This is a genomic window from Parahoeflea olei (assembly GCF_001703635.1).
Classification (GTDB): Bacteria; Pseudomonadota; Alphaproteobacteria; order Rhizobiales; family Rhizobiaceae; genus Hoeflea; species Hoeflea olei.
The window spans coordinates 287,041-312,946 of the sequence record NZ_LQZT01000042.1; the positions used below are offsets into that span (position 1 = coordinate 287,041).

At 65.9% G+C, this 25,906-nt stretch carries 20 protein-coding genes and 1 pseudogene; 6 read left to right on the forward strand and 15 right to left on the reverse strand.

Annotated features, from left to right (window positions below; translation table 11 throughout):
* Positions 1-15: 15 nt before the first annotated feature.
* The 5 genes from AWJ14_RS18165 to AWJ14_RS18185 form a co-directional block, all read right to left on the reverse strand.
* Positions 16-3,420, reverse strand: a complete 3,405-nt coding sequence (locus AWJ14_RS18165) for an efflux RND transporter permease subunit (RefSeq protein WP_066182545.1) — start codon at positions 3,418-3,420, stop codon at positions 16-18.
* Positions 3,417-4,826: an efflux RND transporter periplasmic adaptor subunit gene (locus AWJ14_RS18170; RefSeq protein WP_066182548.1), complete on the reverse strand. Its 1,410-nt coding sequence runs from the start codon at positions 4,824-4,826 to the stop codon at positions 3,417-3,419. The genes AWJ14_RS18165 and AWJ14_RS18170 overlap by 4 nt, the downstream gene beginning before the upstream one ends.
* 134 nt (positions 4,827-4,960) lie before the next feature.
* On the reverse strand, positions 4,961-5,953 hold the full coding sequence (locus AWJ14_RS18175) for an Hsp33 family molecular chaperone (RefSeq protein WP_066182796.1): 993 nt from the start codon (positions 5,951-5,953) through the stop codon (positions 4,961-4,963).
* A 216-nt stretch (positions 5,954-6,169) separates the two neighbouring features.
* Positions 6,170-7,093 (reverse strand): ornithine carbamoyltransferase, encoded by a 924-nt coding sequence (argF, locus tag AWJ14_RS18180; protein ID WP_066182551.1) that lies wholly within the window; start codon positions 7,091-7,093, stop codon positions 6,170-6,172.
* On the reverse strand, positions 7,090-8,295 hold the full coding sequence (locus tag AWJ14_RS18185; protein ID WP_066182554.1) for an aspartate aminotransferase family protein: 1,206 nt from the start codon (positions 8,293-8,295) through the stop codon (positions 7,090-7,092). The genes argF and AWJ14_RS18185 overlap by 4 nt, the downstream gene beginning before the upstream one ends.
* Before the next feature lie 480 nt (positions 8,296-8,775).
* On the opposite strand from AWJ14_RS18185, the gene AWJ14_RS18190 reads away from it, so the two are divergent.
* Both AWJ14_RS18190 and AWJ14_RS18195 read left to right on the forward strand, forming a co-directional pair.
* On the forward strand, positions 8,776-9,303 hold the full coding sequence (locus AWJ14_RS18190; protein WP_066182557.1) for a GcrA family cell cycle regulator: 528 nt from the start codon (positions 8,776-8,778) through the stop codon (positions 9,301-9,303).
* Positions 9,304-9,401: 98 nt separating this feature from the next.
* Positions 9,402-9,719, forward strand: a complete 318-nt coding sequence (locus AWJ14_RS18195) for a hypothetical protein (protein ID WP_066182560.1) — start codon at positions 9,402-9,404, stop codon at positions 9,717-9,719.
* Between the two features lie 54 nt (positions 9,720-9,773).
* Here AWJ14_RS18195 and phoB read toward each other — a convergent pair whose 3' ends face one another.
* The 7 genes and pseudogenes from phoB to AWJ14_RS18230 form a co-directional block, all read right to left on the reverse strand.
* The gene (gene phoB, locus AWJ14_RS18200; RefSeq protein WP_066182562.1) at positions 9,774-10,457 is read right to left on the reverse strand and encodes a phosphate regulon transcriptional regulator PhoB; all 684 of its coding nucleotides are present in this window, start codon (positions 10,455-10,457) and stop codon (positions 9,774-9,776) included.
* Between the two features lie 28 nt (positions 10,458-10,485).
* Positions 10,486-11,208, reverse strand: coding sequence for a phosphate signaling complex protein PhoU (gene phoU, locus AWJ14_RS18205; protein ID WP_066182565.1), 723 nt, complete (start codon positions 11,206-11,208; stop codon positions 10,486-10,488).
* Positions 11,209-11,254: 46 nt separating this feature from the next.
* The gene (pstB, locus tag AWJ14_RS18210; protein ID WP_066182568.1) at positions 11,255-12,070 is read right to left on the reverse strand and encodes a phosphate ABC transporter ATP-binding protein PstB; all 816 of its coding nucleotides are present in this window, start codon (positions 12,068-12,070) and stop codon (positions 11,255-11,257) included.
* A 64-nt stretch (positions 12,071-12,134) separates the two neighbouring features.
* Positions 12,135-13,471 (reverse strand): annotated as a pseudogene (gene pstA / locus AWJ14_RS18215) (phosphate ABC transporter permease PstA).
* Complete coding sequence (gene pstC / locus AWJ14_RS18220; RefSeq protein WP_066182571.1) at positions 13,468-14,928, reverse strand: phosphate ABC transporter permease subunit PstC; 1,461 nt, start codon at positions 14,926-14,928, stop codon at positions 13,468-13,470. Before pstC ends, pstA begins: the two are co-directional and overlap by 4 nt.
* 106 nt (positions 14,929-15,034) lie before the next feature.
* A complete protein-coding gene (locus AWJ14_RS18225) occupies positions 15,035-16,063 on the reverse strand; it encodes a substrate-binding domain-containing protein (RefSeq protein ID WP_066182574.1) in 1,029 nt (342 codons plus the stop codon).
* A gap of 146 nt (positions 16,064-16,209) precedes the next feature.
* Positions 16,210-17,520 carry an ATP-binding protein gene (locus tag AWJ14_RS18230; protein WP_066182577.1) on the reverse strand — a complete coding sequence of 437 codons (1,311 nt, stop codon included), beginning with the start codon at positions 17,518-17,520 and terminating at the stop codon, positions 16,210-16,212.
* Between the two features lie 125 nt (positions 17,521-17,645).
* On the opposite strand from AWJ14_RS18230, the gene ppk2 reads away from it, so the two are divergent.
* From ppk2 to pgi, 3 genes are all read left to right on the forward strand, one after another.
* A complete protein-coding gene (gene ppk2 / locus AWJ14_RS18235; RefSeq protein WP_066182580.1) occupies positions 17,646-18,530 on the forward strand; it encodes a polyphosphate kinase 2 in 885 nt (294 codons plus the stop codon).
* Between the two features lie 221 nt (positions 18,531-18,751).
* Complete coding sequence (locus tag AWJ14_RS18240) at positions 18,752-20,440, forward strand: long-chain fatty acid--CoA ligase (protein WP_066182583.1); 1,689 nt, start codon at positions 18,752-18,754, stop codon at positions 20,438-20,440.
* Positions 20,441-20,554: 114 nt separating this feature from the next.
* Complete coding sequence (gene pgi / locus AWJ14_RS18245) at positions 20,555-22,195, forward strand: glucose-6-phosphate isomerase (protein WP_083220348.1); 1,641 nt, start codon at positions 20,555-20,557, stop codon at positions 22,193-22,195.
* Between the two features lie 6 nt (positions 22,196-22,201).
* Here the strand turns inward: pgi and AWJ14_RS18250 are convergent, their stop codons facing one another.
* From AWJ14_RS18250 to pyrC, 3 genes are all read right to left on the reverse strand, one after another.
* Complete coding sequence (locus AWJ14_RS18250) at positions 22,202-23,125, reverse strand: carbohydrate kinase family protein (RefSeq protein ID WP_066182586.1); 924 nt, start codon at positions 23,123-23,125, stop codon at positions 22,202-22,204.
* Between the two features lie 42 nt (positions 23,126-23,167).
* On the reverse strand, positions 23,168-23,863 hold the full coding sequence (locus AWJ14_RS18255) for an orotate phosphoribosyltransferase (RefSeq protein WP_066182590.1): 696 nt from the start codon (positions 23,861-23,863) through the stop codon (positions 23,168-23,170).
* A gap of 96 nt (positions 23,864-23,959) precedes the next feature.
* Positions 23,960-24,997 carry a dihydroorotase gene (gene pyrC / locus AWJ14_RS18260; RefSeq protein ID WP_066182593.1) on the reverse strand — a complete coding sequence of 346 codons (1,038 nt, stop codon included), beginning with the start codon at positions 24,995-24,997 and terminating at the stop codon, positions 23,960-23,962.
* A gap of 115 nt (positions 24,998-25,112) precedes the next feature.
* Between pyrC and AWJ14_RS18265 the strand changes: the two genes are divergently transcribed.
* The gene (locus tag AWJ14_RS18265; protein WP_066182596.1) at positions 25,113-25,901 is read left to right on the forward strand and encodes an SDR family oxidoreductase; all 789 of its coding nucleotides are present in this window, start codon (positions 25,113-25,115) and stop codon (positions 25,899-25,901) included.
* Positions 25,902-25,906 lie beyond the last annotated feature (5 nt).

The window sequence follows — 25,906 nt, forward strand, 5'->3', positions numbered from 1 at the left end:
TCCGGGGAGCGCGGCTCACGATTGCCGGGCCGGCCGGCGCGAGCCGTAGAGAGACCCGAAGCCGCGGGCGATGTCGTCGCCGATCCCCACCAGCGCGGGCACCAGGAACAGCACCAGAAGCGTGGTCATGGCGAGCCCGAAGACCATGGTGATCGCCATCGGCAGCAGGAACTGGGCCTGCAGACTGGTCTCGTAGAGCAGCGGCAGCAATCCGCCGATGGTGGTGAGCGACGTCAGCAGCACCGCACGCAGGCGGTCGCGGCTCGCCCCCACCGCCGCGGCTTCGAGGCTGTCGCCCTCAGACCGTCTTTCCTCAAGCCGGGCGACCAGGATGATGGAATCGTTGACCAGGATGCCCGCGAGCCCGAGCAGGCCGATGAAAGACAGGATCGTCAGCTGATAGCCGAGCAGCCAGTGGCCGAAAATCGCGCCGACGATGCCGAAGGGAATGATCAGCAGCACCGCGACCGGACGCCAGTAGCTCGCAAACACCCAGGCCAGGATGATGTAGATCACGCTGAGCGCCACCATCGTGCCGAGCCTGAGGTCGGCGAAGGCGTCTTCCTGTTCCTCCGACCGTCCGCCGAAGCTATAGCTCACATTGTGGCGGGCGGCGATCAGGTCGAGCCCGCCGCCGGCTTCAAGCCCGGAGACCACCGCGCCGGTGGTGGTTACGGCCGGATCGATATCGCCGGTGACCGAGATGGTGCTCTGGCCGTCGCGCCGCCGGATGCTGGAGAAGCCCTGGCGCTCGGTCATGTCGACCACCTCGGCAAGCGGAACGAAGGTCCCGCCGGGGCTTCTGAGCTCGAAATCGCGCAGCGCCTGGGAGCCCGGCGAAGCGGGCCTCTGCACCAGCCGCACGGTGACCTCGTCGTCGCCGCGCGGGAACCGGAACGGAATCGCGCCGTCGAAGGCGTTGCGGATCTGCCGGCCCACCTCGGCGATGGAGAACCCGAGCGCAGCGCCCTGCGGCGTGAGTTCCATGACCAGTTCGGGCTTGCCCCAGGGCAGGTTGTCGTCGAGCCCGCTGATGCCGTCGATGCCGGACAGAAGCGCAACCACGTCGGCAGCAGCGGCCTTGAGCGAGGCGACGCGGTCACCGGCCAGCCGCACATCGATGTCGCGCCCTGGAGGGCCGCCGCGTGCCTGGGAGATTGAGAAGCGGCTGACGCCGGCGATGTCGGGCGCCATCTCGCCCCAGGCTTCGACGATGTCGGCGGTGCGCACCTCGCGCCGTTCCGACGTCAGAAGCTGCACCTGGATGCGGGCGGTTGCGCTGCCGCTGCGGCTCGAGGCGCCGAAGCTCGTGAACACCGCCTTGATCGACGAAGGGCCGTCGCCGGAGAGGGTCCGGTCGGCCGCATGCAGTGCCTCTTCATGCGCGGCGATGGCCTTGAGCGCGACCGCCTCGGGCAATCCGGCATTGAAGACCAGCGTGCCGGTGATGTTCTCGGCCTCGGGTGAGGGAAAGAACACGAATTCGACCCGGCCCGAACGGGCGAGCCCGATGGCGAGAACCATCACCATGGCGATGGCGAGCGACAGCGTCACGTAGCGCCAGCTCCAGGCGAGCTGCACCAGCCGGTTGAAAGGGCCGTCGCGGAACGCATCGAAGCCACGGTCGAAGGCGCGGCGGAACCGGCCGTCTTCCCCGCCGGGTGCCGAACCGCCGTTCTGCCGCCGCAGCGCGAGCAGCAGCGCCTCGATCAGGCTCGCCAGCACCAGCGAGCACGCCACCGCAACGAGCATGCGCCCCCAGGACGGCAGATCCGCGAAATCGCGGGCAAGGGCGCGCAGGCCGGCAGCATCGGCACCAAGCGCGAGATCGGCCGCGAACCGGCCCGAGACCGCCACGATCAGCATCAGCACCACCAGGGCCATCGCAAAATGCCGCCACCAGGACCAGCCCGAGGCCCGGTGTCCGCCGAGCGAATTGGCCAGATGCCCCGGCAGCACCAGGAAGCACTCAAGCAGGCTCGCCACCAGCACGGCGATCACCACCATCGGCAGTGCCACCATCATCTGCCCGATGGTGCCGCCGATCAGCAGGATCGGGCCAAAGGCGGCGAGCGTCGTGGTCATCGCCGCCATCACCGGCGTGAACATCATCGCCACGCCGTTCTCCGCCGCCACTTGCGGCGGATCGCCCATATGCAGCCGTGTCGCGGTGTGCTCGCCCACGACGATCGCGTCATCGACGATCACGCCCAGCATCATGATCAGCGAGAACAGGGTCATCATGTTGATGGTCTGTCCGGAGACATACATGAAACCGACGGTCGCGAGCATGGCGACGGGAATGCCGGCGGCCACCCAGAAGGCGATGCGGGCATTGAGAAACACGAACAGGATGGCGACAACCACGACCAGCCCGCTCAGGCCGTTCTTGACGAGCAGCCAGATCCGCTCGGCCAGCGCATCGGAGGCGACCTCGTAGGTGGCGATCTGGACGCCCGGCGGCAATTGCGGCTCGATCTCGTCGAGATAGGCCGACAGGATCGACGCCGTCTTGAGCGTGTCGGCGGTGGGGGCGCGGCGGATGTCGAGTTCGATGGCGGAGGAGCCGCCGGCGAGGCCGCGGGTGTCGTCGGCATCGAAACCGTCGGTGATGCGGGCGATATCCCCCAAGCGCACCTTTTCGCCGCTGGTGAAGGACTTGACCTCGACCTCGGCCAGCCGGCGCGGTCCTTGCGCATCGGCGAGGGTGCGCAGCTGACGCTCGACCGCGCCGTCGACCGTGCCGGACGGCAGGTCGCGGCTGTTGGCGGAGATCGCCTCCGAGACGTCCGAAAGTTTCATGCCGAGACGCCGCAGCTCGATCTCGGGCACCTCGACGCGGATTTCGGCATCGCGCAGGCCGGTGAAATTGATCTTGTCGATGCCGCGATCGATGAGATCGTCGCGGATGCGCTTGGCCCAGGCGCGCTTGACCGCCTCCTGGGCATCGCCGAACACCGCGAGCTTGGCCACCATGTCGAAGAACACTGACCGGCGGACGGTCGGCTCCTCCGCATCCTCGGGCAGCGTGGTGACGGTTTTGACCGCGGTTTCGACATCGGTCATCGCCTGGGTCATGTCGGTGCCGTCGGCGAATTCGAGCTGCAGGCTGGCCGAGCCCTCGGACGCCGTCGACGTCATGTCCTCGACCCCCGAGACATAGCGCACCGCCGGTTCGATCAGCGCCAGGATATTGGTCTCGACATCCTCCGCGCTCGCGCCGGACCAGCTCACGCCGATGGAAATCGTGGGCCGGTCGATGGTGGGAAAGAACTGGGTGTTGATGCGGGCGATCGAAAAGGCGCCGAACAGGATCATCAGCACCATCAAAAGATTGGCGGCATTGGGATGGCGGATGAAGGTCGAAACCAGACCGCCACGCGCCAGCCCGCCCGCCCCGCGAAAGCCGCCGTCGCTCATTGCGCGGGGTCCGGAGACGCGGGATCGGCGGGCGCGGCATCGGCGGAGGCAGGATTTTCCGCGGCGGCAGCGGGCATGGCACCGGAGGGTTCGCGCACCTTCACACCGTCGGAGGCTTCGGTCAGCCGGGTCACAAGAACCCGCTCCCCGTCGGCGAGATCGCCGTCGATAATGGCGTCCTCGCCATCCCAGGCGATCAGGCGGATGTCGCGCCGCGCGAGTTCGCCATCGACCACGGCGAAGACGTGATCGGAACCGCGCACCGCGGTTTCGGGCAGGCGGATCGTGTCGGGCCAGTTCCGGTCGGGCACGGTCAATGCCACGAAAGCGCCGGGCCGAAGCCGCACCGGGTTTTGAGCCTCGCCGATGCGGGCATGGACCTCGACGCCGCCGCGCTCGGCCGTGACACGGGCACCGGTGCGGTCGATCACCGCCGGCCAGACGTAATCGGTGCCACCGACGGTCCAGGTGAGCTCGGCCTTGCGGCCGACCAGCGGGTCGGCATCGGTGGCCATGCGGCCGTACTGGGCGTTGGTGAGGGTGAACTGCACTTCGAGCGCCCGGTCGTCATAGATCGACGCCACCACCTCGTTGGCGCTGACCGAGCCGCCGGTTTCGACCTGCTCCTCGGCGACGATGCCGTCGAAAGGCGCAATCACCGCCGTCTGTTCGAGCTTGCGTTCGGCTTCGCGGACCTTCCAGCCGAGCCGCTCGGCATTGGCTTCCTGCTGGGCGCGCTGCGCCTCGGCGATGCGGATATTGTTGCGCGCCTGGCTCGCCGCCTGCTGCCGCTGCGACAAGACCAGGCGGCGGGTGTCGACTTCCTGGGCGGTGAGCGTGCCCGAGCGCGACAGGGCGAGCGCCCGGTCGAGATCGGCCTGCGCAAACTGCAATTGCTCGGTGACGGCTTCGAGCTGCTCGCGTTCGGAGGCAAGCCGGGCATCGATCTCGGCGATCGCGCCCTCCACGCTGGCAAGGTTCGCGCGCGCCTCGACCAGCGCGCCCTCATAGGCGAAGGGATCGATCCGCACCAGCACGGCGCCCTTTTCGACCGGACGGCCGGCGGCGAGATCCGGATGGATCTCGACCACGTCGCCGCCGACAGCCGCGCGCAGATCGACGGTGCGGCCGGCGGTAACCTGACCGTAGAGCCGGATCACGGGGCGGTTGTCGGCCCGCTCGACGGTGGTCATGTCCACCGTGTAGACGGCGGGCGTGAAACTGCGCGGCGTCCGCTCGACCCGCGAAGCCGCCAGGCGCTCCATGGCCACCCAGGCGCCGGCCAGCACCAGCGCCATCAGCGCGACCTGCGCCACGGCGCGCGGCAGGCGGCGCCGAGGCGGCAGTTCTTTCCCGGCGGCGGGCGCGTCCTCTACGGTCGTGCGCCTGTCGGTCCTGTCGAGCATGGGTTCACTCCGTTGCATCCCAACAGGTAAAGCAATGAAGCCGCATGGCAAATTAAAGTTTGGTCATCTTGCGCCGTGGGCACCGCCTGTCGCCACCGGCTCCGGACCGGGGCCGGAAGGCCCCGGCGAAGTTCTCAGCCGGTAAATTCGGCCGGATCGAAGCGGTAGGTGGTCGAGCAGAACTCGCACTGCACCGTGATCTCGCCGTCCTCGGTGCTGTCGCGGATTTCCTCGGCGGAGAAGCCCTTGAGCACCTCGCCCAGTCGCTCGCGCGAACAGCTGCACTTGTCGGCCACCGGCACCAGCGGATAGATCGTCGCGCCGCGCTCGTGAAACAGCCGGTAGAGCAAACGTTCCGCACCGACCTCGGGATCTGTCAGTTCGCCCGAATCCACCGTGGAGACCAGCGCCTTGGCTTCGGCCCAGCTGTCATCGTCGTCGTGCACCGCCTGTTCATGACCTTCGGGCGCATCGCCGCCGGGAAGGTCGGGCTGGCGCATGCGCTCGGGGGCATGCGGCAGGAACTGCACGACGATGCCGCCCGCCCGCCAGCTGTGGCGCGGCTTGCCGTCCTCGTCCCGGTCGATCAGTTCGGCCACCGCCAGCCGCACCAGCGTCGGAATCTGCTCGGACTGGCGGAAATAGGTTTCCGCCATCTCCTCCAGGGTGTCGCCGTTCATCTCGACGATGCCCTGGTAGCGCTGCATGTATTCGCCCTGGTCGATGGTGAAGGCCAGCACGCCGCGGCCGAGCAGTTCTGCCGGGCTGGTCAGCCCCGCAGCCATGGCGCCGGCGAGCCGGCCGTCGTCGAAACGGGCATAGGCGCGCAGATTGCCGGGCGTGGAGAAGTCGACCACCAGCAGGTCGACCGGTCCGTCGCCCTTGGTCTGTACGATCAGCTTGCCCTCGAACTTGAGCGAGGTGCCGAGCAGCACCGTGAGCGCAATCGCCTCGGCGAGCAACCGCGCCACCGGCTCGGGATAGGCGTGGCGGCCGAGGATCGCATCGATCATCGGGCCGAGCTGAACGGCGCGTCCGCGCACATCGAGGCCCGAGACCTCGAACGGCAAGACGCGGTCATCACCGGCGAAGCCCTGTTCGCCGTGGGTCTCTTTGTCGGTCTGCATCTTCATTCCCGATTGTTCATGGACGCGCGCGTCCCCGCCCGGAGGGGCGGGTGTGATCCGCGGTCCCGTTTCAAAAGCCGCATATAGGCATCACAGCGACGGTCCGCCAGTGGGGACGGAGCGTCCAGCGCCAGACACGCCCCGCCGCCGGCACAATAGCCTGGCCGTCAAGGGATCGCGCGGCCCTTGTTGCGTCCAAAGCGGACGCAGCGCGCCCTAGAGGACGCCCATGCACCAGCGCATCACCGCCTTTTGCGCATGCAGGCGGTTTTCGGCCTCGTCGAACACCACCGATTGCGGCCCGTCCATCACCTCGTCGGTCACTTCCTCGCCGCGGTGGGCCGGCAGGCAATGCATGAACAGCGCGTCGTCGTTGGCCTTCGCCATCAGTTCGCCATTGACCTGATAGGGCTGGAACACGTTGTGGCCGCGCGCGCGGTGCTCCTGGTTCATCGACACCCAGGTATCGGTGATCACGCAATCGGCGCCTTCGACGGCCTTGACCGGATCCGACCCGATGACGATGTCTGCGCCCTTGTCCTTCGCCCATTTGACGAAGCGGGCGTCGGGCTCCGAGCCTTCGGGCGTGGCGATCTGCATGCGGTAGCCGAATTGGGCCGCGCCCTCGATCAGCGAATGCAGGACGTTGTTGCCGTCGCCGGTCCAGGCGAGCGTCTTGCCCTTGATCGGGCCGCGATGTTCCTCGAAGGTGAGGATGTCGGCCATGATCTGGCAGGGATGGGTGTCGTCGGTGAGCGCGTTGATCACCGGCACGGTGGCGTGTTCGGCCAGTTCGAGCATGCGCGCATGGTCGAGCGTACGGATCATGATCATGTCGACATAGCGCGACAGCACGCGCGCGGTGTCGGCGATGGTTTCGGCCCGGCCGAGCTGCATTTCGGTGCCCGACAGGAACAGCGTTTCCCCGCCAAGCTGGCGCATGCCGACATCGAACGACACGCGCGTCCGGGTCGAGGGCTTTTCGAAGATCATCGCCAGCATCTTGCCCGCCAGCGGTCGCTCGGGCGCGGCGGCCGTCTTGGCCGACCGGGCCGCGTCCATGATGGCGCGCAGGTCGGCCGCGCTGACCGCGGAGAGATCGAGAAAGTGGTTGGTGCCGTCGGCTTTGGTCTGTGTCATTGCATCCGGTCCGTTTGGGTGTCCTTGCTGGACAGCATGTCGAGAGCCGCCTCGATCCTGGAAAGGGCGTCGCGGGCTTCTTCCGCGGTAACGATCAGCGGCGGCAGCAGGCGCACCACATTGTCGCCAGCCGGCACGGCCAGAAGATGCTCGTTGCGCATGGCCATGACCAGATCCATGTTGGACTTGGCGCATTTGATGCCGAGCAGCAGCCCGGTGCCGCGAATGTCCTCGATCAGCGCCGGATAGCGGTCCTTGAGCGAGGCCAGGCCCTGGCTGAGCACCAGGGCGATGTCGTTGACATGGGCCAGGAAACTGTCTTCGAGGATCACGTCGAGCACGGCATTGCCGACCGCCATGGCCAGCGGATTGCCGCCATAGGTGGTGCCGTGGGTGCCGACCGTCATGCCGTCGGCCGCTTCCCGGGTCGAAAGGCAGGCGCCGAAGGGGAAACCGCCGCCGATGCCCTTGGCGATCGCCATCAGGTCGGGCGTGATCCCGGCCCATTCATGGGCGAACAGCTTGCCGGTCCGGCCGACGCCGGACTGGACCTCGTCGAGAATGAGCAGGATGCCCTGATCGTTGCAGAGTTCGCGCAGGGCGCGCAGGAATTCCTTGGGCAGCGGGCGCACACCGCCCTCCCCCTGAACGGGCTCGACCAGAATGGCCGCGGTCTCGTCGCTCACGGCCGCCTTGATCGCCTCGAGATCGCCGAACGGAACCTGGTCGAAGCCTTCGACCTTGGGGCCGAAGCCTTCGAGATACTTGGCCTGGCCGCCGGCGGCGATGGTCGCCAGCGTGCGGCCATGGAAGGCGCCTTCCATGGTAATGATGCGGAAGCGCTCGGGCTGGCCGTTGACATAGAAATGGCGGCGCGCGGTCTTGATCGCGCATTCCAGCGCCTCGGCGCCGGAATTGGTGAAGAACACCTTGTCGGCGAAGGTGACGGCGGCCAAGCGTTCGGCCAGGCGCGTCTGGCCGGGAATTTCGTGAATGTTGGACAGATGCCACAGCTTTTCGGCCTGCCCCTTGAGCGCCTCGACGAGATGCGGATGGGCGTGGCCGAGCGAATTGACGGCAATGCCGGCTGCGAAATCGAGATAGCGTTCACCGCCCTGGGTCTCCAGCCATACGCCCTCACCGCGCTCGAACAGCATCGGCGCGCGGTTGTATGTGTCGTAAAGCGGCTTGGCGTCGGCCATATGCCTGTCTCCCCAAGAATGAAACCGTCATCGGCGCGGCGGCCGAAGCGCGACGGTTGCAGTTAGACCCCGTCCAGCGGAAGTGTGCCGGAAAACCAAAAATGCCGCCCTTCAGGGGGCGGCGAGGGCACTATTTACATTTCGGCCTGACCTGTCAATGAGACAAGCTGCTCCGGGCCTTTGCGCACCCGCCGCCCCCCTTCCCGGCAGGCTGCAACCGGGCCGCTGCGACCACCCCGCAAGCCCGCCCCGCGGCAGCGCCGCCGGCATCCGTAAGTTGGGGAAAACCGCAAAAAGGAATCACCTTGATTCGGCTGACTCTTGTCACGGAGTCAGGCGGACACTAGGTTAGGGACATGAAATAGACGTTCGCGGCGGACACTATTCACCTCACAGTAACCGAGCGTTTGAGTTCCGGTCGTCCGGGGCATGGTGAGGGATTCTGCCGTCCCGGAATGCGGGACACAGGGAGACTATGGCATGAACTGGACTGACGAAAGGGTCGAAAGGCTCAAGAAACTCTGGGCGGACGGGCTCAGTGCAAGCCAGATCGCGGCACAGCTTGGCGGCGTGAGCCGCAACGCGGTGATCTGCAAGGTGCACAGGCTCAACCTCCCCGGCCGCGCCAAGAGCGGCGGACAGGCCTCCGTTCGCACCAAGCGCACCACCACCGCACCGCGCGCCCCCGCCTATGCCGGTCGCACGGCGACGCAGACGACGACCCGCACCGTGAGCCGGTCGAGCGGCAGCGCGCAGCTCAAGCAGGATCTCGACGTGGTCGCGGTCGAGGATGTCGATACCCGCCCGATCGAGGACGTGGTGGTGCCGATCTCGCGCCGGCTGACGCTGGTGGAACTGTCGGAGCGGACCTGCAAATGGCCGATCGGCGACCCGCTGCAGGAAGGCTTCCATTTCTGCGGCAACGATTCCGGCGAAGCCTCGCCCTATTGCGGCTATCACGCCAAGCTGGCGTTCCAGCCCACCAACGAGCGCAAGCGCGCCCGCTGACCCTGGCCCTCACGGCGCGCACGGGCCGGCAGCGCTTCGACGCTTTTGACCGCCGTGGCGCCTGCCTGTGCCGCCCCCCTTGCCGAAAGCCGGTTCCGATGCGCCAGATCCCGATTGCCGTTGCCACCCTGATTGCCATCTCGGCGCCCGCAGCTGCATCTTCGGACGACGCCTGGGCGGAATTTGCGGAGAAGGTTCGCGTCGCCTGTCTCGAAGCCGCCGCGCCGATGCTCGAGACCGCGGAAGCCGTGGTCGATCCCTTCGGGTCCGAGAGCTTCGGCCTGGCGGTGCTGACCGGACGGGTCAAGGGCGCGGACGCCACGGCAAGCTATATCTGCATCATGGACAAGCAGACCGGAGCTGTCGAACTCGGCAGCGAACTTCCCTCCGAGGTCCTTTCCGTCACCGTGCAGTGATGGAGACAGCCCCTGCGGGGCTCACGCAGCCGCGGCGTGGCTTGAAGGCGGCAGTCAGCTCTCGATCGAATAGCCGGCGCCGCGCACGGTGCGGATGATGTCGCGCATGCCGGACAGATTGACAGCCTTGCGCAGTCGCCCGACATGGACGTCGACGGTGCGCTCGTCGACATAGACGTCATGCCCCCAGACGCCATCGAGCAGCTGCGCGCGCGAATAGACGCGGCTTGGCGAACTCATCAGATATTCGAGCAGACGGAACTCGGTGGGGCCGAGCTTGACGTCGCGGCCGCGCCGGCGCACCCGGTGGGTCTCGCGGTCGAGCTCGACATCGCCGACCTTGAGAATACTCGAAATCACCTCCGGCCGGGCCCGGCGCAGCATGGCGCGCACGCGGGCAAGCAGCTCGGGCGTGGAGAACGGCTTGACCACGTAATCGTCAGCCCCGGTGGCAAGCCCCCGGACCCGTTCGCTCTCCTCGCCGCGGGCCGTCAGCATGATGATCGGCAGCCGCTCGGTCTCGGGCCGGGCGCGCAGCCGACGGCACAGTTCGATGCCGGAAATGCCGGGAAGCATCCAGTCGAGGATCAGGAGATCGGGAACCCGCTCCTGCAGGCGGATTTCGGCCTCGTCACCGCGCAACACGGTATCGACCTCATAGCCTTCGGCCTCGAGATTGTAGCGCAGGAGAACGGACAGTGCTTCCTCGTCCTCCACAACGGTTATACGGGGGCTCATTGCCATGGCTTGCTACCTCATGCGCTCCTTACGCCGCCCCGGGAGGGGGCGCGATCATGCTGGCCGTCTCGTCGTCCTTCGGCCGCTCGGCCGCGAGCTGCTCGCCGGTGGCGACGTAATAGACCGTCTCCGCGATGTTGGTGGCATGGTCGCCGATGCGCTCGATGTTCTTGGCGCAGAACAGCAGATGCGTGCAGGCGGTGATGTTGCGCGGGTCTTCCATCATGTAGGTCAGCAATTCGCGGAACAGCGAGGTGTAGATCGCGTCGATCTCCTCGTCCCGTTCGCGGATCGAATTGGCCAGCGTCGGTGAGCGCGTGGCGAAGGCGTCGAGCACTTCCTTGAGCTGGGTCAGGGCCAGTTCGGCCAGATGCTCGAGCCCGCGCACCAGTTTGCGCGGCTGCGCCATGGTATGGACCGCGATCACCCGCTTGGCGATGTTCTTGCCGAGATCGCCCACGCGCTCGAGATCGGAGGCAATCCGGATCGAGCCGATGATCTCGCGCAGGTCGGAGGCCATCGGCTGGCGCTTGGCGATGATGATCACGGCCTTGTCGTAGACTTCACGCTCGCCATTGTCGAGCAGCAGGTCCTCGGAGATGACGCGCTGGGCGGAGGCGGTGTCGGCGTTGACGAGCGCCGCGACCGCATCCGCAACCATGCGTTCGGCGATGCCGCCCATTTCCGACAGGCGCCGGACGAGGAAGCGGAGTTCGTCATCATAGGAGGTGACGGTATGGGCTTCGGGCATTTTAAGATCCTTCAAACCTGAATTGGGGATGCGAGGGGCGGTCGCATTAGCCGAAGCGGCCGGTGATGTAGTCCTGGGTCAGCTTGGTGTCGGGATTGGTGAACATCTTTTCGGTGGGACCTTCCTCGACCAGATTGCCCAGATGGAACATCGCCGTGCGCTGCGACACGCGCGCCGCCTGCTGCATGGAATGGGTGACGATGACGATCGTGTAATTGACGCGCAACTCGTCGATCAGCTCCTCCACCTTGGCGGTGGCGATCGGATCGAGCGCCGAGCAGGGCTCGTCCATCAGGATCACCTCGGGGCTCACCGCGATGGCGCGGGCGATGCAGAGGCGCTGCTGCTGGCCGCCCGAGAGGCCGGTTCCGGGCTCGTGCAAGCGGTCCTTGACCTCGTTGAACAGACCCGCCTTCATCAGGCTGCGTTCGACGATCTCGTCCATTTCGGCGCGGGTGGAGACCTGGCCGTGGATGCGCGGACCGTAGACGATGTTCTCGTAGATCGACTTGGGGAACGGATTGGGCTTCTGGAACACCATGCCGACGCGTGCGCGCAGCTCGACCACGTCGATCGCGGGCGCATAGATGTTCTCGTCGTCGAGCGTGATCTCACCGGTGACGCGGCAGATGTCGATGGTGTCGTTCATGCGGTTCAAGCAGCGCAGGAAGGTCGACTTGCCGCAGCCGGAAGGGCCGATGAGCGCGGTGACGCTGTTCTCGCGGACATCGAGATTGACGTCGTAAAGAGCCTGCTTGGCGCCGTAGAACACGCTCACATTGGTGCCGCGCATCTTGATTTCGGGCCGCTCCATCGAGGCGCTCAGAGCTTTTTCGGTGGCCGATTCCGACATGATGTTCATCTCCGTCTTCCCTTCGTCAATCTAGCACAGTCAGGGTCTGGGTGGTTGTGTCCTTGTCCTGCGGCTACCAGCGACGCTCGAAGCGACGGCGCAACAGGATGGCGATGGCGTTCATAATGACAAGGAAAATCAGAAGAACGATGATGGCGCCCGACGCACGCTCGACAAAGGCCGGGTCGCCGCGCTGGGTCCAGTTGTAGACCTGCACCGGCAGCGCCGAAGCCGGATCGAAGAAGCCTTCGGGCGGCGCGCCCGGGTATTCCCGCACGAAGGCCACCATGCCGATCAGCAAGAGCGGCGCGGTTTCGCCGAGCGCCTGGGCCAGGCCGATGATGGTGCCGGTGAGGATGCCCGGCGCGGCGAGCGGCAGGATGTGGTGGAAGATCGCCTGCATCTTCGAGGCGCCGATGCCGAGCGCGGCGTCGTTGATCGAGGGCGGCACCGCCTTGAGTGCCGCGCGCGTGGCGATGATGATGGTGGGCAGCGTCATCAGCGTGAGCACGAGCCCGCCGACCACCGGCGCCGACTGCGGCAGGCCGACGAAATTGATGAAGATCGCCAGGCCCAGGATACCGAACACGATCGAGGGGACCGCGGCGAGATTGGCGATATTGACCTCGATCAGGTCGGTCCAGCGGTTCTGCGGCGCGAATTCCTCGAGATAGATCGAGGCGGCGACGCCGATCGGCAGCGACAGCACCAGCACGATCACCATCATGTAGGCCGAACCGAGGATGGCGACGCCGAGGCCTGCGGCTTCCGGCCGCGTGTCGGAGGCGTCGGGCGCGGTGAAGAAATTCCAGTTGAACTGCTGGCGCAGGATGCCCGCCCTCTTGAGCGCGTCGGCAAGCCTGAGCTGGCCCGGCGTGACATTGCTGTCGAGCTCGGCCGAAGCCATGGTGACGCGGCCCTTGTAGTAGCCGTCGATGCGCCCGGAGGCCAGGAGACCGTGGAACCGATCCTGTCGGGGTTCGCGAGCACGTAGCGGCGCAACTCGCCCGGCGCTTCCTGCGAGATCAGCTTGAAGGCGTCGCCTGCGCTCACGCCGTCGATCGAAATCCCGGCCGAGGCAAGCTTCTCCGTCATCGCCGCCTTGATCAGCGGCTGCAGCGTGAAGGTGGTGATCTTCTCGATGTCCTGCGGAGCGCGGTTGCCGTTCTTGTCGAGCTTGGCGGCATCGAGCGCGATGTCGAGCGAGATATAGGTCTGGCTGAAGGACGACAGGCCGTTCGACAGGATCGAGGTCATGAGCCCGACCAGCGCGAGAATTCCGAACACGACGGCGGCGAGGCCCAGCATGCGGAACCGGCGTTCGGCTGCCTGGCGCTTGCGGGTGCGCGCGCCGACCCTGAGAAGCGATCTGGCTTCCAGGCCGGCCGCGTTGGCGGTGACGTCGGTCATTCGTACTGCTCCCGGTATTTGCGCACGATGTAGAGCGCGACAATGTTGAGCGCGAGGGTAAAGACGAACAGCGTCAGCCCGAGCGCGAAGGCCACGAGGGTCTCGGGGCTTGCGAATTCGGTGTCGCCGGTGAGCTGGCTCACGATCTTGACGGTGACGGTGGTCATGGCCTCGAACGGATTGAGATCGAGCCTGGCCGCTGCGCCGGCCCCCATCACCACGATCATGGTTTCGCCGATGGCGCGGCTGGCGGCCAGCAGGAAGGCGCCGACGATGCCGGGCAGCGCGGCGGGCAGGATCACCTGCTTGATGGTTTCCGACTGGGTGGCGCCAAGCCCGTAGGAGCCGTCGCGCATGGATTGCGGAACCGCGTTGATGATGTCGTCCGACAGCGAGGAAATGAACGGGATCAGCATGATCCCCATCACCAGGCCGGCCGTCATCACCGAGGAGGAAGAGCTGCCGAGCCCGAGCGGCTGCGCGATCCAGTCGCGCAGGAACGGCCCCACCGTGATCAGGGCGAACAGACCGTAGACGATGGTGGGGATGCCCGCGAGCACCTCGATCGCCGGCTTGGCGAAGCTGCGCAGCGTGCCGCCGGCATATTCGGCGAGGTAGATGGCGATCATCAGGCCGATCGGCACCGCCACGAGAAGCGCGACAAAGGAGACATAGAGCGTGCCCCACAACAGCGGCAGGAAGCCGAGATCGGATCCGCCGCGGAACTGCGGGTTCCAGGTGGTGGACAAGAAGAACTTGCTCGCCGGGTACATCTTGAAGAAGGAGATCGATTCAAACAGCAGCGAGCCGACGATGCCGACCGTGGTGAGGATCGCGACCAGCGACGAGCCCATCAGCAGGGCGGTGACGAAGGTCTCGCTGACATTGCGGGCACGCAGGCTCGGGCTGATGCGCGCCCAGGACCAGAGCGCGAAGCCGAGTGCCACAACCAGCACCGCGATGTCGCGGGCGAGCGTCGCGGCCGTGTCGATGTCGCGATAGGCCTTGGCCGCCTTGAAAACCACCGGCGAGACATCGGACCCGAGCGCCACGCCGACAGTGGCGAGCCGCGTGCGCACATTGGTCAGGTCCGCGCGCATGTCGCTCAGGTCGGCTTCGCTGACGCCGCCCTGTGCCGCGAGAAGCCCGAGACCGTCGGCGATGCGGCGCACATCGACCATCACCAGGCTCTTTGCCCCGCCCGCAGGCACCGACGCCTCCGGGATCATGTCCGAGATGCTGTTTTCGATCACCACCGGCTGCAGGAACAGCCAGGCCGCCAGCAGGAACAGCGCCGGCACGGCGGTGAACAGGGCTACCGACTGGCCGTAGTAACCAACCAGCGAATGCAGTTTCCGGCCGTCCCGCTCCGATGTCTTCAGGGCGCGCTGCCGGCCCATGAAATAGCCGATCGCGGCCAACCCGAGCACGATGAGTACGAGAATGCCCAGTGTCATGTCATAGTCGCCTGGCTGAGGTGAAGGGCATGCCGTCGAAAACGGGCGACCCTGCCATGGAAAGACTGGGGCGGCGCCTGGCGCCGCCCCTCGATCGCGGTGAGGATCAGTTCAGCGGGCCCATCGGGGTCCGGTTCTTGACCATTTCCTGGGTCTTGGCGAGTTCCGGATCGGAGACCAGGCCATAGGCGGCCAGCGGACCGTCGGGACCGGCGATTTCGTCGGACACGAAGAACTCGATGTATTCCTGCAGGCCCGGGATCACGTCGAGATGCGCGTTCTTGACGTAGAAGTAGAGCGGACGCGAGACCGGATACTCGCCCGAGGCGATGGTTTCGGTCGAGGGCGTCACGCCCGACATGGTGCCCACGCGCAGCTTGTCGGTGTTGTTTTCGTAGAACGAGAGGCCGAACACGCCGATGGCGTTCTTGTTGGCGTCGATGCGGGCCAGCGTTTCGGTGTAGTCGCCGTCGATGTCGACCGACACGCCGTCGGTGCGCAGCGCGGTGCAGCCCTTGGCCTTCTCGTCGCCTGCAGCCTTGAAGGCTTCGGCAGCGCCGGTGGCTTCGCAGCCGGCTTCGAGAACCTTCACGTCGAAGACTTCACGGGTGCCGTGCTTGGTGCCGGGGATGAAGGCGAGGATGTCCTGGGCGGGGAGATCCGGGTTGACGTCGGCCCAGGTCTTGGCGGTGTTGTCGACCAACTGACCGTCCTTGACCACCTTGGCGGCCAGCGCGTTGTACCAGTCGGCCGGGGTGAAGGCGAATTCGGCGCCGTTGATGTCGGAGGCAAACACGATGCCGTCATAACCGATCCGCACTTCCTGGATTTCGGTCACGCCGTTCTGCGCGCACAGGTCGATATCGGACTGCTTGATGCGCGACGACGAGTTGGCGATGTCGATGGTGTTTTCACCCACGCCCTCGCACAGCTTCTTGCGGCCGGCGCCCGAACCGCCCGATTCGACGACCGGGGTGGGGTAGCTGAAGTTTTCGCCGAAGGCTTCGGCAACGATCGAGGCATAGGGCAGAACCGTGGAGGAACCGGCGATCTGGATCTGGTCGCGGGCAACGGCAGCGCCGGCGAAGGTGGTGGAAGCCACCAGTGCGGCTGCAGCGAATTTGAGTGCGGTCATGGATATCTCCCGTCATGGGTCAGGGTGGCAAGGCCCTGTGACAGGGCCTTCGTGTCAGCCATCTAAGGCTGCCCCTTTCTAGGCCCTTCGAGATTCCGTTTTATGACAGTATCATCACTGTTTTATGACATATCATGCCATTGATATTACTTGTATATTTCCTTGATCGCATCTGTTCGTGCGGTTTCGGCCGGGCTGAATTTGACAGTGAAGGACGATCCCTCTCCGGGAACGGACTTGATGATCAGCCGCGCACGGTGGCGGGTGAGAATGTGCTTGACGATGGCCAGCCCCAGCCCGGTGCCCTTCTTGGTGCGGCTGGTCTCGACATCGACGCGGTAGAACCGTTCGGTCAGGCGCGGCACATGCTCCTTGGGGATGCCCGGCCCGAAGTCCCTGACGGTGACGAGCGGGCCCTCGCCCTCCGGCCGGGTGACCAGGATCTCCACCCGCTTGCCGGACTGGCCGTATTTGCAGGCGTTCTCGACCAGGTTCGAAAACACCTGGATCAGTTCATCCACGTCGCCGGTCACGACCGCCGGCGCCTCCGGCAGGCTGAGCTCGATCACAATGCCCAGATCGTCGGCCATCGGCTTGAGCGTATCGACCACATGGGTGACGGTCTTGCCCAGGTCGACCGAACCTTCGGGGGCGACATGGGCGCGCATTTCCAGCCGCGACAGCGACAACAGGTCATCAATCAGCCGCGCCATCCGCTGCGCCTGTTCGAGCATGATGCCGAAGAACTGGTCGCGGGCCTTTTCATCGCCCCGTGCCGGGCCCTGCATGGTCTCGATGAACCCCATCAGCGAGGCCAGCGGCGTGCGCAGCTCGTGGCTGGCATTGGCGACGAAATCGGTGCGCATCCGGTCCATCCGCCGCGCTTCGGTCATGTCCCGGAAGGTCATCACATAGAGCCGCCGGGCGGGCTCGGCCGCGGGATTGACGGGAGCCACGCGGACCTCGTGCCAGCGTTCGGAGGGAACGCGCTCGCTGTGCTCGATGCTTTCCGGTATGCCGCGCGCCACCACCCGGGCGACGAGATCAAGGATCACCGGCGAGCGGATGCGCGCCGACAGCGCCGCCCGTTGCGGGAAGTCGCCGATCAGCGTCCGCGCCGACAGGTTCTGGTGCACCACCTGGGTTTCCCGGTCGAACACGATGGTGGGAAGGTCGAGCGCCTCGATCAGCGCAAAGCCGGAGTGGTGGGCAGCGACGCTGGTGCTGCGGGCACGCGCCCGGGCGCGGCTGGCCTCGCGGCCCGTCGGCCAGACCAGGAGCCCGATGGCGAAAACCAGATAGACGGCGATCGCCTCCCAGGCCTCAAGCCCTGCCAGAACCGCGGCGACCGCGACCACCAGCCCGACCCCGAGCGGGCGCACCAGGCCGCGCGCACGCGCCGCCAGACGCGGTTTCGCCTGCGGTTCACCGGTCGGATCCTGCCTGGTATCGGTCATCTGGCGGTGGCTCCCCTGCCGCGCGAAACGTTGACGTGCCCCCTTGTTTAGCCGCACTGCTTGAAATCACAATGACGATATGCCCCTTTCAGGATTGATGGCCCAGCGATCGGAGGACAACGCCCGTGGGAAAGCAGCCAAGCAGCAGCGCCGTGACACTCAACATCGACGGCAAGAAGCGCGTTTTCGACATCGATGACCCCAAACTGCCCGACTGGGTGAAGGACGAGGCGTTCGGCTCCGACGACTATCCCTATGACAAGAAGCTCGACCGCGACGAATACGAGGACGCGCTCGAGGCGCTGCAGATCGAGCTGGTCAAGGTCCAGTCCTGGCTGGGCGAGACCGGCGAGCGCGTCATCGCCGTGTTCGAAGGCCGTGACGCGGCCGGAAAGGGCGGCTCGATCGCCGCCACCCGCGCCTACATGAATCCGCGTTCGGCGCGCATCGTCGCGCTGCCCAAGCCGACCGAGACCGAACGCGGGCAGTGGTATTACCAGCGCTATGTCGATCACTTTCCGACATCCGGCGAATTCATCCTGTTCGACCGCTCCTGGTACAACCGCGCGGGCGTGGAGCCGGTGATGGGCTTCTGCACGCCCGAACAGCACATGCATTTCCTTGAGGAAACCCCCTATTTCGAACGCATGCCGGTGAAGGAAGGCATTCACCTGTTCAAGTTCTGGCTCAATATCGGCCGGGAAATGCAGCTCAAGCGCTTCCACGACCGCCGCCACAGCAAGCTCAAGGCCTGGAAGCTCTCGCCGATGGACATCGCAAGCCTCGACAAATGGGACGACTACACCGAAAAGCGCGACATGATGCTGAAGGAAACCCATTCCGCCCATGCGCCCTGGACCGTGGTGCGTGCCAATGACAAGCGCCGCGCACGGCTCAACGTGATCCGCACCCTGCTCAACGGCCTGCCCTACGCCAACAAGGACAAGGCGGCGATCGGCGAGATCGACGAGGCCATCGTCGGCACCGGGCCGAAGGTGCTGAACGGCTGAGCCGCGCCCCGTGGCAAGCGCTGCCCCTCCTGCCCGCCCCGGCCCGAAAGATCGGCCGCGAAAGCGGTTTTTCCGCGGAATGATGACGTTTACGTCAAGGGAAGCCATTGCAACCGCCCCGACAGCACTCTAAATCTTTTACTTCAAGAGATACCGGGAAGAGGAGCCCGGGCCGCGACGCAAGGTCGCAAAGCCGTCCGGTACAAGAGGGAGAGACAGTCATGACCCATGCCACCACCGCAGATGACCGCATCTGGCTTCAATCCTATCCGCCGAATACGCCCGCCGACATCGCGCCGCTGACGCACACGTCGGTCGCATCCCTGATCGAGGATTCGTTCAAGCGCTATGCCGAACGTCCGGCCTTCACCTGCATGGGCAAGACCATCAGCTATGGCGAGATGGAGAAGGTCTCGACCGCGCTTGGCGCCTGGCTTCAGTCGCTCGGCCTCGAAAAGGGCGACCGCGTGGCGCTGATGATGCCCAATGTGCTGCAGATGCCGGTGGCGATCGCAGCCGTTCTGCGCGCGGGCTATGCGGTCGTCAATGTGAACCCGCTCTACACGCCGCGCGAACTCGAGCACCAGCTCAAGGATTCGGGCGCCAAGGCAATCATCATCCTGGAGAACTTCGCCTTCACGCTCGACCAGGTCATTGCCCGGACCGACGTAAAGCATGTCTGCGTGGCGACCATGGGCGACATGCTTGGGCTCAAGGGCCATATCGTCAATTTCGTGGTCCGCAAGGTCAAGAAGATGGTGCCCGCCTGGTCGCTGCCCGGCCATGTCAGCTTCAAGGCGGCACTCTCCGCCGGCCAGGGCAAAAGCCTCAAGCCCGCGGGCACCACGGCGTCCGACGTCGCCTTCCTGCAATATACCGGTGGCACCACGGGTGTGTCCAAGGGCGCGACGCTCACCCATTCCAATGTGCTGTCGAACACGGCCCAGAACGACCTCTGGCTCCAGGCCGTCTTCATCAACAAGCCCAAGCCCGATCGGCTGGTCTATGTCTGCGCGCTGCCGCTCTATCACATCTTCGCGCTCACGGTGAACGCACTGATGGGCATGCAGCAGGGCGCGCACAATATCCTCATCCCCAATCCGCGCGACATTCCCTCCTTCGTCAAGGAACTCAAGAAGGTCAGCTTCAACGTCTTCCCGGGGCTCAACACGCTGTTCAACGCGCTGTTGAACAACAAGGATTTCCAGGAACTCGACTTCAAGCCGCTGATGCTGACGCTGGGCGGCGGCATGGCGGTGCAGCGCCCGGTGGCCGAGCGCTGGAAAAAGCTGACGGGCTGCGTGATTTCCGAGGGCTACGGCCTGTCGGAAACCTCGCCGGTGGCGACCGCCAACCGGTTCGACGCCACCGAGTTCACCGGCACCATCGGCCTGCCCCTGCCCTCGACGCTGATCGAGATCCGCGACGAAGACGGCAACCGCATGCCGCTCGGCGAGGTCGGCGAGATCTGCATCAAGGGGCCGCAGGTGATGACCGGCTACTGGAACCGCCCGGACGAGACGGCCAAGGTGATGACCGGGGATGGCTTCTTCCGCTCCGGCGACATGGGATACATGGACGACAAGGGCTTTACCAAGATTGTCGACCGCAAGAAGGACATGATCCTCGTCTCCGGCTTCAACGTCTACCCGAACGAGATCGAGGAAGTGGCGGTGACCCATCCGGGCGTCGCCGAGGCCGCAGCCATCGCCATTCCAGACGAGCATTCGGGCGAAGCGGTCAAGCTGTTCGTCGTCCGCAAGGATCCGAACCTTACGGAAGCCGAGCTCAAGGCCCACTGCGCCAAGGAGCTCACCAACTACAAGCGGCCGAAGGTGATCGTCTTCAAGGATGACCTGCCAAAGACCAATGTCGGCAAGATCCTGCGCCGGGAGCTGCGCGACCTGTAACGACGGGGCGCGCCGACGGCCGCGCCGAATGTCTTTCTCCACCGGGGCCCGCGGAAACTTGATTTTCCGCGGGCCCCGCCGCATAGGTGGGCACGCCAACACGGAGGGCCGCCTGTGCCAAAGATCACCGACAAGGCTCTGTCACGCCTGAAATCCCACCGCGCGAACGGCGCCGCCGCAAGCCTGCGCGACGCATTCCGCACCGATCCGGAGCGCGCCCGCCGCTACACGCTGGCGCTCGACGACTTGCGGATGGATTTTTCCAAATGTGCCGTCACGGACGAGACGCTCGACCTGCTTGCCGCGCTTGCCGCCGAGACCGGCGTCGAGGACCGGCGCGCGCAGATGTTTTCGGGCGAGGCCATCAACGCGACGGAACGCCGGGCGGTGCTGCACACCGCGCTGCGCGCCGCTGCCGACGCCGACATACGGGTCGATGGCGAGAACGTGGTGCCGGACGTGCACGCCGTGCTCGAGGCCATGGGCCGGTTCTCGGACGGCATCCGTGACGGCTCGATCCGCGGTGCGACCGGCAAGGCGTTCACCGACGTCGTCAATATCGGCATCGGCGGCTCGGACCTCGGTCCGGTGATGGCCACGCTTGCGCTCGCGCCCTATCACAGCGGGCCGTCGCTCCACTTCGTCTCCAATGTCGATGGCGCCCATGTCGCCGACACGCTTGCCGGACTCGACCCGGAAACCACGCTGGTCATCGTCGCCTCCAAAACCTTCACCACCATCGAGACCATGACGAACGCCGCCACCGCGCGCGACTTCATCGTCTCGAAACTCGGCGAAGCCGCGGTCGCCAAGCATTTCGCCGCCGTCTCGACCGCGCTCGACAAGGTGGCAAAATTCGGTCTCGACGAGAGCCGCGTGTTCGGTTTCTGGGACTGGGTCGGCGGGCGCTATTCGCTGTGGTCGGCGATCGGCCTGCCGATCATGATCGCCATCGGACGGACGCATTTTGCCGATTTCCTCGCGGGCGCGCGCGCCATGGACACGCATTTCCGGACGGCCCCGGTGCGCGAGAACCTGCCGATGATGCTGGGGCTCATCGGCGTCTGGCACCGGCTTGCCTGCGGCTATCCGAGCCGGGCGATCATTCCCTACGAGCAGCGGCTGTCGCGGTTTCCCGCCTATCTGCAGCAGCTCGACATGGAATCGAACGGCAAGTCGGTCGGCATCGACGGCGAGCCGCTTGCGACCGCCTCCGGCCCGATCGTCTGGGGGGAGCCCGGCACCAACGGGCAGCACGCCTTCTTCCAGCTTCTGCACCAGGGCACGGATGTGATCCCGGTGGAGTTCATCATTGCCGCCAACGGCCATGAGCCCAACCTCGCGCACCAGCACGAGCTGCTGATCGCCAATTGCCTGGCGCAGTCGGAAGCGCTGATGCGCGGCCGCAGCACGGACGAGGCGCGCGCGCAGTTGCTCGCCGGTGGCGCGTCCGAAGCGGAGGCCGAGCGGCTCGCGCCGCACAAGACCTTTCCGGGCAACCGCCCCTCGATCACGCTGGTGCATGACCGGCTCACGCCCTTTTCGCTTGGCCGCCTGATCGCGCTCTACGAACACCGGGTGTTCGTCGAAGCGCAGGTCTACGGCATCAACGCCTTCGACCAATGGGGTGTGGAGCTCGGCAAGGAACTGGCGACCGCACTATTGCCGGTGGTCAAGGGCGAAAGCGATGGCGAAGGCCACGATGCCTCGACGCTGGCGCTGGCAGCCACGATCCGCGGCATGCGCAAAGCCTGAGCCGGCTCAGAAACCGATTTCGTGCGCCCAGGGCGGATTGGCGCCGGGCCGCGAGACGGTGACCGCTGCGGCTTGTGCGCCGAGAGCGAGTGCCGCGCGGAGCTGCTCGTCCGAGAGCGACCTGATCGCCTGCTTGCCGAGCACGCCATTGCGCTTCAGCGCCGCGAGCATCCCGGCGTTGAAAGTGTCGCCGGCGCCCACGGTGTCGGCGACCGTCACCTTGACGCCCCCGACCTCGACCCGGCCGCGCTTCGTAAACCCGACAGCGCCCTCGGGGCCGCGGGTGAAAACCACCAGCGACGGACCCTGATCGAGCCATGTCCGGGCCGCCGTCTCCATATCGGTCATGCCGAACCAGTCGAGATCCTCATCCGACATCTTCAGGATATCACTCATGGCAATCATGCGGTCGATGCGGGCGCGGTGGCGCGCAGGATCGGTGATGAAGCCGGGGCGGATATTGGGATCGAGCGAAATCACGCGCCTCGCATGCTCGCGCCGCATCAGGCTTTCGTAAGTCGCGCCGCACGGATCAGGGATCAGGCTGATCGCGCCGAAATGCAGCGTCTCGATCTCGTCGCCCAGGGCCGGCAGATGCGCCTCGGTCAGCATCCGCCCGGCGGTGTTCTCGTCGAAAAAGGCATAGCTCGCCTGCCCGTTCACGAGCCGCACGAAGGCGAGCGTGGTGTGCAAATCGAGCGTCGCGCAGAGGCTGTGGTCGACGCCGCTGTCTTCGAGCACCTTGCGCAGGATGTCGCCGAACATGTCGCTCGACAGCCCGCTGAAGAAGCCCGTCGGCAGGCCGAGACGGCCGAGCGCGATCGCCGTGTTGAACAGGGCGCCGCCGGCATAGGGTGCAAACGCATCCTCGCCCTCAACGGTCTCGCGCGGCAGCATGTCGATCAGGGCTTCGCCGCAACAGATGATCATCGCCGTCTCCTCCTCTCCCAGGGGCCGGGCGGCCCCGCCATCCTAGCCCGGCAGTTCGGAAACCCCGCCATGGCGGCCCGACCATTCGAGCGGCGCATCCAGGAACGCCTCGACGGAGGCGAGCGTCTCGGGATCGAAAGCCTTGCGGCGGATGGCTGCCGCCAGCACGTCGCGCCATGTCGCCAAGTGATGCAGCGTGATGCCGCCCTGTGCGAACCGGCTCTCGGCTTCGGCGAAAATGCCGTAGTAGAACAGCGCGATGCCGTGATCGACCGTGCATCCGGCGGCGCGGATCGCATCGATGAAGGTGAACATGGAGCCACCGGCGGTGGTCAGGTCCTCGATCACCAGAACCCGCGAGCCCTCCGGCAGGTCGCCCTCGATCTGGGCATTGCGGCCATGGCCCTTGGGCTTCTTGCGCACATAGATCATCGGCAGGCCCAACCGCTCGGCCAGGAAGGCCGCGAAGGGAATGCCCGCGGTCTCGCCGCCGGCGACGCAATCGAACTGCTCGAAGCCGGCTTCCGACAGGATGGTGGCTGCGGCGAAATCCATCACCGCCGAGCGGATGCGCGGATAGGAAATCAGCTTGCGGCAATCAATATAGACCGGGCTCGCCATGCCTGAGGCCAGCTTGTAGGGCTCGGCGGCGTTGAAATGCACCGCCTTGATTTCCAGAAGCTGGCCGGCGACGATCTCGGCGATCTTCGCCTTGTCGGGAAAGGTGTTGGCAAACATCGGCAGCGCTCCAGGCTTTTCTGGGCACGGGCGGTCTTCAGCCCGCCCGTTTCTCGGCGTTCCGAATACCAGCTTCCCCGTGCGCTTGAAAGGCTCTCAGGCAACTTCCCAGTGGATGGGCAAAAGCGGATCGAACACGGTGACCGGGCCATCGCCGGTGAAGATCTTGGCGGGCCAGGAGACCGGCTCAGCGCGCTTGACGAGCGTCACCGTCTCGCTGTTGGGCGCAAGCCCGTACCAGGTCGGCCCGTTCAGGCTGGCGAATGCCGCCAGCCTGTCGAGCGCGCCCTCCTCCTCGAACACATGCGCGAGGCAGGACAACGTGTTGATCGCCGTGAAGATGCCGGCGCAGCCGCAGCCGCATTCCTTGAGCGGATCGACATGGGGCGCGGAATCTGTGCCCAGGAAAAACCGCGCGTCACCTGAAGTGGCCGCCTTGCGCAGCGCCAGCCGATGGCTTTCGCGCTTGGCGACCGGCAGGCAGTAGTAATGCGGCTTGATGCCGCCCACGAGGATGGCGTTGCGGTTGATCATCAGGTGATGAGTCGTGATCGACGCTGCGAGATTGGCCTGGGCGTCCGAAACGTAATCGACGCCGTTGGAGGTGGTGACGTGCTCGAGCGTGATCCTGAGCTCCGGCAGGCGCTTGCGCAGCGGATCGAGCACGGTGTCGATGAACACGGCCTCGCGGTCGAAGATATCGACCGCCGGATCGGTCACCTCGCCGTGGATCAGGAGCGGCATGCCGATCGCGGCCATCTTTTCGAGCACCGGCATCACCACATCGAGGCTGCGCACGCCGGAATGCGAATTGGTGGTGGCGCCCGCCGGATAGAGCTTGACCGCGGTCACCAGCCCCGAGGAATGGGCGGCGGCGACGTCTTCCGGATCGGTCCCTTCGGTGAGATAGAGCGTCATCAGTGGCGTGAAGCGCATGCCATCCGGCAGGGCGGCCAGAATGCGGTCGCGATAGGCCTGCGCATCCGCGCTCGTGACCACCGGCGGCACCAGATTGGGCATGATGATCGCACGGGCGAAATCGCGGGCCGTATGGGGCAGCACGCCTTCCATCATGGCGCCGTCGCGCAGGTGCAAATGCCAATCGTCTGGCCTGGGGATGGTGAGTTCGACCATGGCGGAAATCCTCGATCTCTGGGCACCTGCATGCGGCGCGGGTTGACCTTTGTCGCCCGAGCGGCGACCTATGGGCCAGCCTTTAGCAGGCAATCGACGGAGAGGGAAAGAGATCATGGATTTTGGATTGACCGGAAAACGGGCGCTGGTGCTGGCGTCGTCGCGGGGACTGGGGCTCGGCGTGGCCGAGGCGATCGCGGCGGAAGGCGCCGATGTGATGATCACCGGCCGCAGCGGCGAGCACCTGCAGGCAGCCGCCGACGCCATCACCGCCCGCGGGGCGGGCAAGGCACATGCGCTCGCGCTCGATCTCAGCGACAAGGCCACGCCGGCGCGGCTTGAGGAGGCGGTCGAGAAGAGCTTCGGCGGGCTCGACATCCTCGTCAACAACACCGGCGGCCCGCCTCCCGGCGCGATGAGCGAAGCCGACCTGTCGGTGGTGCACCGCCAGTTCGAGATCATGGTTCTGAGCGTGATGGACGTGACGCAGCGGTTACTGCCCGGCATGCGCGCGCAGGGCTGGGGCCGGGTGCTGACCATCGCCTCTTCCGGCGTGATCCAGCCGATCCCCAATCTCGGGCTGTCGAACGCGCTCCGCGCCTCGCTGGTGGGCTGGTCCAAATCCATGGCCAACGAGACCGCCGGCGACGGCGTGACCTTCAACATGCTGCTGCCGGGCCGGATCGAGACCGACCGTCTCAAGGAACTCGATGCCGCCAATGCCAAGCGCTCGGGCAAGGATCTCGACCAGGTGGCCGAAGCCGCGCGGGCGCAGATTCCGGTGGGGCGCTATGGCCAGGTGGAGGAATTCGCCGCCGTTGCCGCGTTCCTGGTGAGCGCGCGCGCAAGCTACATCAACGGCTCGATGATCCGCTGCGACGGCGGCGCGATCAAATCGGTCTGATCCGC